The sequence below is a fragment of the Sphingomonas paludis genome (genome assembly GCF_053502515.1).
The window spans coordinates 329,898-342,759 of record NZ_CP187558.1 but is presented as its reverse complement, the minus strand read 5'-3'; the positions used below and the strand labels follow the sequence as shown (position 1 = coordinate 342,759).

The 12,862-nt window shown below is 63.5% G+C and carries 10 protein-coding genes and 1 pseudogene; 5 read left to right on the top strand and 6 right to left on the bottom strand.

Translation table 11 applies throughout. The annotated features are described in order from the left end of the window. Window positions 1-12 precede the first annotated feature (12 nt). The 3 genes from drmB to ACPVPU_RS01540 are packed head-to-tail and all read right to left on the bottom strand — an operon-like array spanning window position 13 to window position 7,285. A complete protein-coding gene (gene drmB / locus ACPVPU_RS01550) occupies window positions 13-1,881 on the bottom strand; it encodes a DrmB family protein (protein ID WP_448659164.1) in 1,869 nt (622 codons plus the stop codon). Further along, window positions 1,878-5,045 carry a helicase-related protein gene (locus ACPVPU_RS01545; protein WP_448659163.1) on the bottom strand — a complete coding sequence of 1,056 codons (3,168 nt, stop codon included), beginning with the start codon at window positions 5,043-5,045 and terminating at the stop codon, window positions 1,878-1,880. The genes drmB and ACPVPU_RS01545 overlap by 4 nt, the downstream gene beginning before the upstream one ends. Continuing rightward, complete coding sequence (locus ACPVPU_RS01540) at window positions 5,039-7,285, bottom strand: UvrD-helicase domain-containing protein (RefSeq protein WP_448659162.1); 2,247 nt, start codon at window positions 7,283-7,285, stop codon at window positions 5,039-5,041. Before ACPVPU_RS01540 ends, ACPVPU_RS01545 begins: the two co-directional genes overlap by 7 nt. Before the next feature lie 254 nt (window positions 7,286-7,539). Here ACPVPU_RS01540 and ACPVPU_RS01535 point away from each other — a divergent pair, with 254 nt between their 5' ends. The 5 genes from ACPVPU_RS01535 (at window position 7,540) to ACPVPU_RS01515 (ending at window position 10,512) form a co-directional block, all read left to right on the top strand. Next, complete coding sequence (locus tag ACPVPU_RS01535) at window positions 7,540-8,598, top strand: hypothetical protein (RefSeq protein WP_448659161.1); 1,059 nt, start codon at window positions 7,540-7,542, stop codon at window positions 8,596-8,598. A 62-nt stretch (window positions 8,599-8,660) separates the two neighbouring features. Beyond that, the gene (locus ACPVPU_RS01530; RefSeq protein ID WP_448659160.1) at window positions 8,661-8,954 is read left to right on the top strand and encodes a hypothetical protein; all 294 of its coding nucleotides are present in this window, start codon (window positions 8,661-8,663) and stop codon (window positions 8,952-8,954) included. A gap of 101 nt (window positions 8,955-9,055) precedes the next feature. Then, window positions 9,056-9,343: a type II toxin-antitoxin system RelE/ParE family toxin gene (locus ACPVPU_RS01525; RefSeq protein ID WP_448659159.1), complete on the top strand. Its 288-nt coding sequence runs from the start codon at window positions 9,056-9,058 to the stop codon at window positions 9,341-9,343. 4 nt (window positions 9,344-9,347) lie between these two features. Then, complete coding sequence (locus tag ACPVPU_RS01520) at window positions 9,348-9,677, top strand: helix-turn-helix domain-containing transcriptional regulator (RefSeq protein ID WP_448659158.1); 330 nt, start codon at window positions 9,348-9,350, stop codon at window positions 9,675-9,677. Window positions 9,678-10,038: 361 nt separating this feature from the next. Further along, window positions 10,039-10,512 carry a MucR family transcriptional regulator gene (locus tag ACPVPU_RS01515; protein ID WP_448659157.1) on the top strand — a complete coding sequence of 158 codons (474 nt, stop codon included), beginning with the start codon at window positions 10,039-10,041 and terminating at the stop codon, window positions 10,510-10,512. A 25-nt stretch (window positions 10,513-10,537) separates the two neighbouring features. Here the strand turns inward: ACPVPU_RS01515 and ACPVPU_RS01510 are convergent, their stop codons facing one another. The 3 genes and pseudogenes from ACPVPU_RS01510 to ACPVPU_RS01500 all read right to left on the bottom strand — a co-directional run. Further along, window positions 10,538-10,681, bottom strand: a complete 144-nt coding sequence (locus ACPVPU_RS01510) for a helix-turn-helix transcriptional regulator (protein WP_448659156.1) — start codon at window positions 10,679-10,681, stop codon at window positions 10,538-10,540. Beyond that, window positions 10,635-11,471 (bottom strand): TrbI/VirB10 family protein, encoded by an 837-nt coding sequence (locus tag ACPVPU_RS01505; protein ID WP_448659155.1) that lies wholly within the window; start codon window positions 11,469-11,471, stop codon window positions 10,635-10,637. Before ACPVPU_RS01505 ends, ACPVPU_RS01510 begins: the two co-directional genes overlap by 47 nt. Next, window positions 11,468-11,842: pseudogene (locus ACPVPU_RS01500) on the bottom strand (TrbG/VirB9 family P-type conjugative transfer protein); the annotation flags it as partial. The gene ACPVPU_RS01505 and the pseudogene ACPVPU_RS01500, both read right to left, overlap by 4 nt. Window positions 11,843-12,862: the final 1,020 nt, after the last annotated feature.

Below are 12,862 nucleotides of genomic sequence, written 5' to 3'. Positions count from 1 at the left end.
GCTGCCACCGGCTCAGTCCGCGTCGTTGATAAGATCGTCGAAAAACCCCGGCGGCGAGCCGACCCCGTCGCCGACCAGCGTTGTCCGATCGAGGAAGCGGTTGCCGCGCTCGCAGCAGGTTTCCGGCAGCAGCAGACAGCTGTGGCACGCCGCCAGGTTCATGCTCTCCGAGAGGCTCGAAATGCCGGTGCGGCACAAGGGATCGGACGAACACCAGACGCAGTCCTGCACCGCCGAGGCCAAGATTCGCATGAACCGATCGGACCGACCCTGGCGCTCCAATCCGCCCAACGTGCCGTCGGCGTCGCTGGTCGAGGTGTAGATCAGAAAGCCCGCCATGCGCGGCGCATCCCCGACGTAAATGCGTTCGCGCAGCGAGGCCGCGTCATAGCCGCATTCGAACGACAAACGCTTGATTACCGCATGCGCCAGCGAATGGACCAGCAGCTCGACCGCGCCGACCGGCTGCGGCGGCTGCGCACCGTCGTGCATCCGCGCGTGTTCCGCCGTGTGCGCCGCCTCTACGCGCTGCGCCCGTTCGGTCACCCCGGGTTGCGCCAGCCAATTGTCGATCGCAGCGCCGTCGAGCGACACAAAAATCCCTTCGCCGCGCACCTCGATCGCGGGTAGCCACGGCAGGGGCGTGAGCGCCAGATCGCCGAACCGGCCGCGGCCCGGATCTTCCACCGACGCGGGCTGATAGATGCGCTTGAACCCGGTCAGCGCGCGCACTTCGCGTAAGCGCTCGACGCGACCGACTTTGGCGACGAACGGCGCGATGAGCGGGGGCACCTGCTCCTGACGCACCTGGAAATCCGGGCTCTCGGCCACCGCTTCGAGCCGGATATATTCTTCGAACCGCAGTGTCTCGAGACTGGTGCCTTCGTCGAGTTCGAGCCGCCGCCGCACTACGTCGCCATATTCCTGCGGCGTCATATTGTGGACCGAGGCATTGGTTGCCGCCAAGCTGTCGATCATCGTGTCGCGCAGCGCAGGATCTAGGGCGCGCAGCGGATGCCAGAACGGATCGAGCTCGCGCTGGATCGCATCGGTCCACGGCGGGATGCTGAGGCTGGAATAGGTCACCGGGAAATAGAGGTTCGATGCTCCGCGTTGTAGCGTGCGCGGTACTGCGGTGCAGGGCTCGCGGTCCTGTGTCAGCCACGGCCGGCGTCCGCTGCAGCGATGGCCGTCCAAACCCTGCGACGAAAAGGCTCCCGCCATGGAGGCCGACGCGCCGCAGCCTTCAGCCGAGCAGGTCACATGCAGACCCTCGATGCCCGAGCCGCCGGTGCTTTCCAGTCTTAGCCTGCAGCGGTCGAAACCTTCGTCCTCGTCGCCGTCGTCGCTTCGGTTGAGACAAGGAAGGGGCGCGCCGCTTCTCGCCGCCAGCCACCTGACCCAGGGAAATTCGTCGATATGCCCGTTTTCGCAGGCGGTCACGAAACGCGACGGCACCACGAACACCCGCCGATCCTCAGTAGAACAGCGCGCGCACCAACGCGAGGGATCGCCCAATTCTTTCGCCCAGCGCCCCGCCAGCTTTAGCGTCTTGCAGCTCGGACACTGCAGCCAGGCGGGAAAGCGAAAGCCGTTGAGCCAGCGGTTGGGAAAGGCGGCGTCGCGATCGGCGTCGTCGACCGGCGGCAGGCGAAAATGGGCTTTGCCGAGCACTTTCTCGAGCCGTGCTTCGCGCAGCACATGAGGATCGTTCATCCCTCCGGTCAGGCGCGCGCTGCGCTCCCAATGATCGAGCGATCCCGCGATCACCGAAACCGGGCCGCCGCCCTTCGCGCCCGAGCGAAAGTCGATCACCGCCCCCGGGCCGTAGCCGAGCACTTGGCCGCGCCGCACTTTCCCCAAATGATTGTTGCGGCTCATGCTCGTTCCTTGAGGACAAAATCGACGCTTGGCTCGACGTTGCGGACGCTGTTGGGGGTGGGCACCGCGGGCGCGTCCGCGCGTCCGGTCGCGCGCCTCGCCGCGGCTTCTTCCGCCGACATCAGCAGGCTCGATTGGATTTGGCGGTCGTTCCAATAGGTGCGGATACGTCCGTCGCGCACCCCGTCGAGCCAGGCATCGACAAATTCAGTGAGTTCGGTGTGCGCGTCCTTCGCTTCGCCGGGATCGACGTCGCGCACGCGTTCGACGATGTCGTCGACGATCTGCAGCAGCCGCGGACGCTCGGCGGCGGGCAGACGCGGACTTCCCGGGCTGATCAAATGCCGCGCCAAAGCCACCAGCGGCGCGTGCAGCGCCTTGTCGCGCGCGCGCGGTGCGAACGGCGTCACGCTCGACGGCTCGACTGAGCGATACAGCGCGCCGTGCCATGAGGCGAACGCCTCGAAATGCGCGCGGTCGCGGATCTTGTTGTTGTTGTAGAGCGTGACCACGAGACCGGGTTCGCGGCGACCGACACGGCTGGTCGCCTGGATATATTCGGCCATATATTTGGGTTGGCCGTTCACCAGCATCAGACCCAGACGCGGGATATCGACGCCGACGCTCAGCATGTTGCTCGCCAGCAGCACATCGACCGATTCCGGACTGCCGTGCGGCAGATTAAGCTGTTCGAGGATCACCGGGATTTCTGACGAAGGCTTGCGGCTCGTCAGCTCCTCAGGGTTGCCCAGCGCGCGTTCGTTCTCGCCGCGCTGCTGGGCCAGCGCCGCGATCGTGATGCGGACGTCGTCCTCCATCAGAACCAGCGCGCCGCCCAAGACCTTGAGCGAGTTGAAATAGGCAACCAGCGTCGCATAGCCGTCGAAATGCACGTTCCCGGCGAGATCGGCATCGGCGCCCGACTGGAGCAGCGAAGCCGACGCCGCCTGCAGCGCGAACTTTTCCGATCGGCCCGCCGTGGTCAGCCCGACATAGAGTCGTCCGGGATCGTCCGCTTTGACCTTGGCGAAGCAGGAGTTCGACCAATCGACCGCGGGCGGCGGGAACTGGAATGCCGTACGGTTGAAGACATTGCGGACTTGATCCTCGGCGCGGCGGATGGTCGCGGTCGAACCGATGATCTTGGGACCGCCGGCGGGCGTGCTGCACAGCCGATCGACGGCGGTCTCGTATAGGCCGGTCAGCGATCCTAGCGGTCCGCCGATCAGATGTAGCTCGTCCTGAATGATGAGGTCGGGCGGCTCGACGTTTCCGCCGACTCCGAACAGCACACCGCTCTCGCTCTTGCCCACGATCTGCGCGAACTTGTCGACCGTGCCGATTAGGATCGAAGGCGGTTCGGCATAAAGATCGTCGTCTACCGTGATCACCGGGACGGCGCCGCCCGGTCGCATCGCGCGGCAGGCCGCGTCGGGACAGCGGCAGGCGATGCGGCGCCGACTGCGGTCATTCTCCCACTCCAATGTCGTCCGGCAGATCGGGCATCGCGTCAGCTGGCGGGGCGTCGATTTGGCATCGAAATCGCCGAGCGCGTCGACCGCATCGCTGTAGCGGTTGGGCGTGCTGTCGCCGCCGACCCACAGGCCGATCGAGAACCGCTGCGCGCCGAGCGTCGCGGCACGGTCGAGCCGGAGCTGTTCGCACGCCGTCACGAGTGCCGCCGCGCGCTGGAACTGCTGCACGGTGAGCGTGCGCAGCGTGTAGCGCATCATCACGGCTGCGCCGACGCCGCGCAGTCCATAGCGCAGTCTGCGGTAGAATAAGGTGAAGGCCGAGAGCAGCAGGTAGGCCTCGGTCTTGCCGCCGCCGGTCGGGAACCAGATCAGGTCGAAGATCCCGCGCTCGGCATGGCCTCGCTCGGCAGTCGAGGGCAGGCACATCAGCGTAAAAGCGAGCTGAAACGGTCGCCAGTGGAACCGATATGCGTCGGGATCGAGGTCTTCGTGCGCGTTCTTGCGCCCGGCACCCCAAGCGGCTTGGATATACATCCCCCGGTTGGCGAGGCGGAAGGCTTCGATCGCGCGCCCATCGCCCCGCAGAAACGCGAGGCCGTCACGGATGCGCTCGGCGGCGCGGCGGCAGCGCTGGAGATTGGCGTCTGCCTGTCCCCTGAGCGTGTCGGACAGAGTCTGATCCGCCTGCACGGCGGCATCCTGCTGCGCGATCCAGTCTTCATAGCCGGTCGCGACCGAGGCCAGCGCTTCGAACAAGGCGTCGTCGGGTGCCTGCGCCAGCTCCAGTCCGTGGAGACGACCGAGCGTCGTCGCAGCGATTGCGCCGCGCAGGAGTTCATCGCCGTCGGCGTCCATCGACCGCACGACCGCACGCGGGAACCAGGCAAGCGCGATCCGCTCGGGCTCGTCGCTCGGCGTCCAGGCGGCCGAGGCGGTATGGCCGACGGCATATTCGGCGCAGTCGCGGTAGATGAGATCGGAGATCCGCTCATCTTCATCATTGCCACGAAAGCCGCGCCGCCTGGGCACAAAACGGCAACCGTCGCCGCAGCGCACATCTGCCGTGAACTGGAAGAACGATGCCTCTTCGCTTTCGATCATTCCGGTTACCGCCAACGGGTCAGGCTCGGCCGCAGGAGTCGCATCGCGCGATAACTCGCGGTACATGTTAACGAACTGCAGCGTGATCGTCGCGCGCGCGCCGTCGCGGCGCACCCTGCGGTGCATCACCAGCCCGTCCGCAAGCACCTGCTCGTCTGCGCTCGCGGCAAGGTCGATTGTCACGGTCGGCAGGTCATAAGGGATACGCTGCCAATCGAGCCGCCGACCGTGACCGCCCTTGTGCTCGCTCGAGCGGTAGCGGGCAAATGCGACCGTCAGCTCGACAGTAGCGTCCGGATTATCGAGTACGACCGAGAAGGAGAAGCCGCAGGTTGCGGGCTTGAACGTACGCAGCAACGAGGTTGCTTCGGCGCTTTCCTCTTCGCTGTCACCCGCGCCCTGTTCCTCCGAAATCTGCTCGTCTTCATCCTCGCTGAAGGTCGACTGCTGCGGAAACAGGATACCGGTCAAATAGCGCGCCGACGGCCGCTCATCGATTACTTCGTCGGCGCCGCCTTTGGGTCCGATCAGATCGCCTTCGAGGCGATCGAGCACGCGGGCGCGCGCGTCCTGAGCACTCGTCACCATCCCAGGAACACCATCGGCAGACCGACGATTTGCGGCACCAGCCAAAAGCCGCTCGCCGAGCCCGGCCCCTTGATCCCGTTCAACCGTTCGTCCCCCGGCGCCGCGACCATCGTCCCGAACCCCATCACGAAGATATTGTCGACCTTTGCAGGCGGCTTCGCGCCCCGCTTGGGATTGAGTTTGCCGATCTCCATCATGTCGTAGTTGACCTTCTTGCCGAGCGCGCCGAGCTCGACCCCGTCGGCGGTACGCAGACGATATATATAGGCGCCGTCGAGATGGGCCGAGCATCGGAACGGCAGCGTCGCGGCTGTCGCGGTCGCGATCGAACTGGAGAGCGCGGCGGCGGAATAGAGGTCGTAATCACCTGCCAGACCCATTTGGAACTGCATGCCGGTCTTGTATTTGGGGATGCGGCGATAGCCGCGACCGCTTTGCGTCTCGGTCGCGAACGGCATGGCGAACCCGCCCTGCACCGCAAGGCTGCGCTTCGCCCGCGTCGCGCCGACGAATAGGACGCGCGCCTCTTCCGCCAGGTCGCCTGCGCTGCGCTCCGCCGAACCCCAAGTGTCGTTGATCTGCAGGAACACATGGTCAGCCTCACGGCCCTTTGAGGCATGGATCGTGCCCAGGATCGGCCCGCGATGCCCGAACTCAGACATGATAAATTCGTCGGGCGGTGCCGACACCAGCCGCGCGCGGAGCTTGTAGAGGTCGATCTCGCTGCGTCCCGCCCGCGCGTAGCGGCCTAGCCGTTCCCAACGCGCCTCCGGCAGATTGCTTTCGATGTCCTCGCCGTAAAGCGCGGCGGGGATACTCTCGCGGGCTTTATGGCAGCAGTCGATGAACGCCTCTTTCGACAGAGTGCGGCCTTCGGTCTGCCCGAGCACCGATGCCAGCCACGGCATCGGCATGCGCGGCAGTCCGGACATGCGCAGTCGATGCGCGATCTGCCCGCTCGCCATGAACGCCGACGCCTGCGCGACTTCGATGCGCTTGCGAAACAGCACCAGCGCATCGTCATACCCCGACAGCTCGGCCTGATCGAAGCCCTTGTCGCGCACCGATATCGCCGCCTTCTTTACCAAGTCGGCCTTGGCTCTGAACTCGTCCGGGCCCTGATCGGCGTTGCCGAGGATATCGAGCCGCAGATCTTCATAGAGCTTGAGCAAACCCGGCTCTTCGGTGCGGTAGATGCGCTGCAGTCCATGCGCCTCAAGGTTCTCGCCGAGCGCTGCCTGCAGGCCGTCGGTGAAGCGGAACGGCGCTCCGCCGTCGGCGGCATAATCATAGATCGCTTGCGCTGGGTCGTGGAACACCGTCACGCCGCAGCTCTTGGGAAGCATTGAAATCAGCTTGAGCAGGAACATCGCCCGCCCGCCTGTGATGTCCTGCGCCTCGTCGATGATCAGATGTTCGAGATCGGCAAAGGCTTCGCGAAAATCCTCCGCGCGCTCGTTCATCAAGGAGAGCGCGGCAGTGATCCCGGTCTCGAACCCGCCGAAGAGCTTTTCGGCCTGTTCGGCGGAAAAGCCGTAGCGGATCTTCCACGCCTGCGAGTCGATCGTCGAAATCTTGACCGCGAAGACATTGCTCGAATCTTCGGCGAAATCGCCGATCCGGCCTTTGAGTTCGGCGATCGCCGACCGGGTGAAGCTGACCAGCCAGATATTGGTGTCGGCGACATCCTCTCGTTCGACGAGATGCGCGACGCGCGAGCACGCGACCGCGGTCTTGCCCATGCCCGGCCCGGCCGAAACCAGCAGCCGTGCCGAACGCCGGGCTTCGATCACCGCCTTTTGATTGTCGTCCCAAACGATCGGCTTATTGAGAAACGCGACAGACACGCCCCAAGCCTGGCGCATCGTCTCGAGGAGCTTCGTTTCCCGGCTGTCGAGCGTCTCATCGACCGAGGCGATTTCGAACAGGATCGAGGCGAGCCGCTCGCGCTCGCTTGGGTGTTCGACCTTCAGCAGAGCCTGCATAAAACCCGCTGACGGGTCGGTCGACGCTGTGCCGAGCGCCGCGTCAAACAGCTCTAGCGGCACCCCGAGTTCAGCGCAGGCTTTGTGCGCCAGCAGGACTTCGGCTTCGTCGACGCCGCCGTCGGCGATCACGAGCGCAGCGAGCAGCATGGCGATACCGTCCGCCGACGCCGGAGACGCGACTGACTCGGCGCCGCTGTGCGCCAACGGCGAACTATCCGATCCCGGTGCGGCCTCACCGAATCCATTACTCATCCGACCCCCCTCCAGCAGGTGTTAAGCTGCTGACGTCGGCGCAAATTGCAACAGGAACTTGTCGACCCCAGAAAGTTACGAACAGGTGTTTGGTTCTTGCGGTCTTGTGCGCTATTTGAATCGACAAGTCGCGGAGGCGAGAAATAGTCATTTCGGATGTATTTCCGCGGGCAGCCAGCGCTTTTCCGATGGGTTGCGCAGGTTCGGCGTGGATCCACCGTTTCACGGCGACGGGAAGCTGAGGGGAGAGCGAATTGGCCGATTGGACTGATGACGAACTGCGTGCGGCGGTGCGCAGTTATCTGTCGATGGCGCAGCGCGAGCAGCGCGGCGAGCCCTATTCCAAGACTGAAGAGCGTCGCTCCCTGCTGGCAGGACCGCTTAAGGCCCGAACCCATCCCGGCATCGAATACCGTATGCGCAACATCAGCGCAGTTCTTGCCGAGCACGGTCGCCCGATCTTGAGCGGCTATCTTGCCGCGGGGAATGTCGGGGCCGCGGTGTCCGCGCGCATTTGGGCACTGATTGAAGCTGAGACGAAGCGCCGCGGCGGACCCAAGGGCGGCGCCGATGTTCGTCATTCAGTCCGCCGGGCAGGCCGCACGCCGCCGCTAATGATTTACTTCAACATCGGTTGGATGAAACAATATGGCGGCACCGCCGACGACGATCCGACGATCGGCGGTCACGGCTACCTCGGCTCTAACCGCCACGGCGCCGAAGCCTTCAACTTTGCGCCGAACGTCGACGGCTTCATGCGCGGCCATCGTCCGCCGGGAAGCGCCGAACGCACCAACATTACCCGCCTCGGCGCCAAAGCGTCCGATGAGTGGCTTGACGGCGTCACAGTGGTCTGGCTCGCCCGCGAACCCGGCACGCGCGAAACACTGGTGGTCGGCTGGTACAATAATGCGCGCGTGTTCCGTGAAGCTCGGCCCGGCACTCATCGTTTGAACGGCGAACTTGAATCTTTTTCGGCTGAGGCGCGCGCCGAGGATTGTCGGCTGCTGCCTGTCGTGGCGCGGGAGTTTCGGGTTGAGAGCAGCCGCACCGCGCCCGGCGCGGGATTTGGACAAAAGCCAACCTGGTTCGGGCACCCAGAGGTCAATCAGCGCGTCTGGGAATACATTCGCGGCTTCGACCGCCATGCCGCAACGCGAAGAAAGACATCCGACAAGCAGACCGGCAAGCCGCTGCGCAACCACGACCCAGAGCTGCGCCGCAAGGTTGCGGCACTCCTGCAGTCGGAGCCGCCACTGGCGCCTGAGGCACTGGGCGGCGCCTTGTTCGACATCCTGACGGGTATCTATTGAACCGCGCGGGCTATCACGGACATCATGTGCCGCACGGATTTCGGGCGGCCTTTTCGACGATCATGAACGAATGGGCGGAGCGCAATGGCGATCCCCATGACCGCAAGGTGATCGACCTGATGCTTGCGCACACCCCAAAAGACAGGGTCGAGGGCGCCTATAACCGTGCTGCCTATATGCCACGCCGCCGCGAACTGGCGGCAATCTGGGCCGAAATGTTGAGCGACGGCCTGCCTGATCCTGTCGCACTCGTTGTTCGGCCGGTTAAAGATATCGGGTCCTGGTCGCGCCGAAAACGGCCCTTTCTGGTCGAGCCTGGCTTTCGATTTCCCACCGTGCATCGCCGCTCCGGATGAATTTTGCTGGTCAGGTGGTAACTTATATGTTACCTGAAGGGCTGTGATGTGATCGTTCGGGAATATGTATTCGCGAAGACGGCTCAAGCCCGTTTCGATACTTGTTCGATGGCCTTGATCCCCAAGCATCGGCCAAGGTTGCGACGGCGGTCATTCGAATGGAGCTGGGCAATCTGTCGAACGTCAAATGGATCGGCGGAGGGCTTGGCGAATATCGGATCGACTGGGGGCCGGGCTATCGGCTCTATCTGACGCAGGATGGCGATGACCTCGTCATCCTGTTCGTTGGCGGCTCAAAGCGCCGGCAGCAGGCCGATATCGACCGGGCTGGCGTGCTGCTCAAGGAGTACCGGGCCCGTCAGGCGGCCGTGAAGAAGGACAGGAGGTGATGACATGGCGCTGACGCGTGATTTCAAGGAAACGGTGAAGGAGCGCGTCGCGCGCGATCCCGTCTTTGCCAAGGCAATGCTTGATGAGGCTGCGACCGCGTTTCTGAACGGGGAAGCGCATTTGTCACGGTTGATCCTGCGCGATCTCGTCAACGCCTCGCTTGGTTTTGAGGAACTGGCGAACGAGACGAAGCGGCCGAGCAAGAGCTTGCATCGGATGCTGTCGGAAACGGGTAATCCGAGCATGAACAATCTCGCCGCGATCTTTGGCGCTGTGCGAGCGCGTCTCGGCGTAGTTATGGAGGCTCGCGCGGTTCAGGCCGCCCAAGGCTGAAGCCGAATTCGTGCACCGATCTCGAGCGGACCTGGCGCTGCTTTACAGCTGGCAATGAGGTGGGGGTCGGCAGGCGACATCCGTGTTTCCGGTTCGATCGCAAAGCTCTATGTTGCCTACCGAGCGACATTCCACATCGCGGACAGAAAGCGGCCCGCTTATCTCAAGCCGACGAAGGCTAAGGGCGTCCGTCACTCAGCGTTGGCGAAGAGATCAAAGCCGAAGGATTGTAGTTCGTTCCGTCAGAACTGCCGGCCCATCGTCAGGTTTTGTCTTTGCGTGACCGGAATAAACAGGGTCTGGTTGCGCCTGACACGAACATCCGTTAGCCCATCAATACAACACATAATGGGGTCCAATCATGGCAGACGATAACACTCTGGCGGATGCGGTCGAGCTTGCCGCAGAACTGACAGCCGCTTGGCTCTCCAACGCCAATACACGCACCGCCGCCGAGGATGTACCGGCGTTCATGCGAGCCATGCATACAACCATTCAGGAGCTTCGCGGGTCGAGCACGGCCGATCAGGGACAGGAGGCAGTGCCTGCGAAGTTTGAAGGCGCAGTGACGGTTCGCAAAAGCCTGGCTGACCCAAACTTCATCATCAGCATGATCGATGGCAAACCTTATAAGACGCTGAAGCGCCACCTTGCCAACAACGGGCTTACACCTGCCGAATACCGCGAGCGTTACGGCCTCAAGGCGGATTATCCAATCGTCGCACCCGCCTATGCTGAAACTCGCCGGGCACTCGCCAAGCAGATCGGGCTTGGCCGCAGGCAGGGCGAAAAGCCTGCCCCAGCGACCAAGGCGCGCAAAGGACAAACGGCCTAGACCTGTCGAGCGTCGCAATCACTACCTATAGCTTGCGACGCTTCCCCTCAAAGCCATCCTTTACGTCGTCAATCCAGGCGACCACTTCGCGTTCGCTCCAGCGCGACGCACAGGACGACAGCTTATAGGGCGGTGGGAATTGGCCTCGTTTCACCAGATCGTAGATCATCGACTTGGGGGATCAGCGGGATTCGCCCCGTCGCACTATCGAATACCGGCTCGGTGACCTGTGCGGTGACGAGACCGGGCAGGTCCGATCGCAGCCCGGTGATGAGGCTCGCAGCAATGACGCTACCAGCGGACAGCAGATAAGGCGATGCCGCAGGACGGATCCTGTGCGGACTGACGCCCCCACCACTGTCCGAAGCCTGCATGAAGTCCATCTTGCGCTGCTGCGCGTTCGGATCGCGCTCCAGGTCCAACGCCGACTTCGGCGTATCGGTCATGACCGGCGCGGGCACAGCCATTGGCGGTAGAGCCTCGTCTGCTACAGCCAGGGTGCCCGTCTGAACGAGCAAAGCGGATTCGCGGGCCGCCTTGCGCTCGGCAGCCGCCTGTTCCAACGCCGAACGCGCCGACTGTTCCCTTGCATCGGGTTGTGTCGCCATGTCAGCCGCTATTGATTGCTGGTGCTTCAGGATCGGCCGCCCAAGATCGCCGGGGAGCGGTGGTCCCAGTTTGGGCGCGTCGGCATAGCTCAGCGGCAGATTGTCCAGCGCATCACCTGTGGCCTTGGCAGGCTCGGCAAATTCATCTGGCGCGCCGGCCAGCTTGAAGTTCGGCGGCGAAAGCGCAAGCCATGCCGTCAAGACGATTGCCAAGATGGCGAAACCGGCAAGACCGATCACAAGTCCGCGCTTGAAGCGGATGGTTGGGGCTGGCTGGGCACGAAGAACGAGGGTTTCGGGGTCGACCTTTGCTGGCGGTGCTGTGTCGCCGGATTGGATGGTATCGCTCATGACGCCCTCCGCCCGGCTCTGCTGATCCGAACGACCTGCTGGCGCTTGGTACCGAGGCGGAGCTCAGCCCTGTCGAACAACCGGTCGACGACATAGAAGCGGCCGCTTAGCCGGTAGTTGACCAGCTGTGCCTCGCCGTTCGGATCGACAAGAAACAGCGGCGGCGCCTCGCCCTGCCCGAGCGAGGGCGGAAACTCGATAAAGGTCTGCCGCCCGTCATCAAAGGCGCGAAGCGGCCGCCAGGGCGGGCGGTCGCCCGAGATCTGATAGGTAAAGTCGAGCCGTTCGACCTCAAGGCCAGTGGCAACGGGCGCGGCAGTCGCCGCCGCTTCCTCGGCCCGGCGAATGGCGAGAAGCGCATCCTGGGGATACTGCTTTCACTCCTTGATTGGATATCAAGCCCCGGCCTGCTGCCCGCAAACGACATTTCCAATGGGTCAGGCACGCCCGACCCATTGGAAATTATGCACTGAAAGCCATAGCCACAATCGCCAAGGTTCTGGTCAGAGCTGAATGGAATTTCGGTGAAAGGTTCGCATGTATGCGTAAAATAAACTAACGGGACTTTTAAAAATTCCCGCTCGGCGACTGGACAAAAACTAGAAGGTATGATGATCTCTCCCTTACTTCCTATGAGGGCAAATTTTCCAATATCGGCCTAATGGAAGAAAAGATGGGGAGGGGGCATGCCAAATCGTCGGCTGTTTATGACTGGCTCAGCGTTGGTCGCGCTTGCCGGTATCAAACGCGCTGCCGCGCAGGACCAGTATCAATATGATGTGCATGGTAGGCTGGTCTCCGTCAATCGCGTCGACGGTTCGAGCGTTAGTACGACTTTCGATGGGGCCGGCAATCGCGCGCAAGTAACGGCAAATGGCGGCACTCCGACGCCAACCCCCGGCGCAACGACCATTCAGCTGACCGGCTCTGCGCCCAAGAACTTGCGGTCGATCGCGAACGCTGCCGGCTATACCGGCACTGCGAGCGCCAGCTACCGGTTTGAGGTTCCCTCAGGGACGGTAATCCAAGGGGCCGCCGGCGGCGCGGCAGGACCGGGCGGAGCCGCGATCGACACCGGTTCTTGGCCTGCGGGCGTAACGCTTGTCGTGGTCTTGCTAACAGGCTCAATCGTTCGCGGTGGCGGTGGCGGAGGCGGAAGCGGGGGCCTAACGCCATCAGCGGGAGGGGCCGGCGGCGCTGCGTTAAGTGCTCAGGCTCCCATGTCCATAGAGGTCCAATCAGGCGCCTCGCTTCTGGGGGGAGGAGGTGGAGGCGGAGGGGCCAAAAACCACCAATTTTATACACCTTATGGTGGGGGAATGGTCGGCGGATGCGGAGGCGGGGGCGGCGCCCCCAACGGTGCAGGCGGGGTTCCAGCATCTGGAACAAAT

Bases quoted from the DNA above. Each gene is read 5' to 3' on its own strand.
- drmB (WP_448659164.1), bottom strand. From the start codon at position 1,881: ATGAGCCGCAACAATCATTTGGGGAAAGTGCGGCGCGGCCAAGTGCTC.
- ACPVPU_RS01545 (WP_448659163.1), bottom strand. From the start codon at position 5,045: ATGGTGACGAGTGCTCAGGACGCGCGCGCCCGCGTGCTCGATCGCCTC.
- ACPVPU_RS01540 (WP_448659162.1), bottom strand. From the start codon at position 7,285: ATGAGTAATGGATTCGGTGAGGCCGCACCGGGATCGGATAGTTCGCCG.
- ACPVPU_RS01530 (WP_448659160.1), top strand. From the start codon at position 8,661: ATGAACGAATGGGCGGAGCGCAATGGCGATCCCCATGACCGCAAGGTG.
- ACPVPU_RS01520 (WP_448659158.1), top strand. From the start codon at position 9,348: ATGGCGCTGACGCGTGATTTCAAGGAAACGGTGAAGGAGCGCGTCGCG.
- ACPVPU_RS01515 (WP_448659157.1), top strand. From the start codon at position 10,039: ATGGCAGACGATAACACTCTGGCGGATGCGGTCGAGCTTGCCGCAGAA.
- ACPVPU_RS01510 (WP_448659156.1), bottom strand. From the start codon at position 10,681: ATGATCTACGATCTGGTGAAACGAGGCCAATTCCCACCGCCCTATAAG.
- ACPVPU_RS01505 (WP_448659155.1), bottom strand. From the start codon at position 11,471: ATGAGCGATACCATCCAATCCGGCGACACAGCACCGCCAGCAAAGGTC.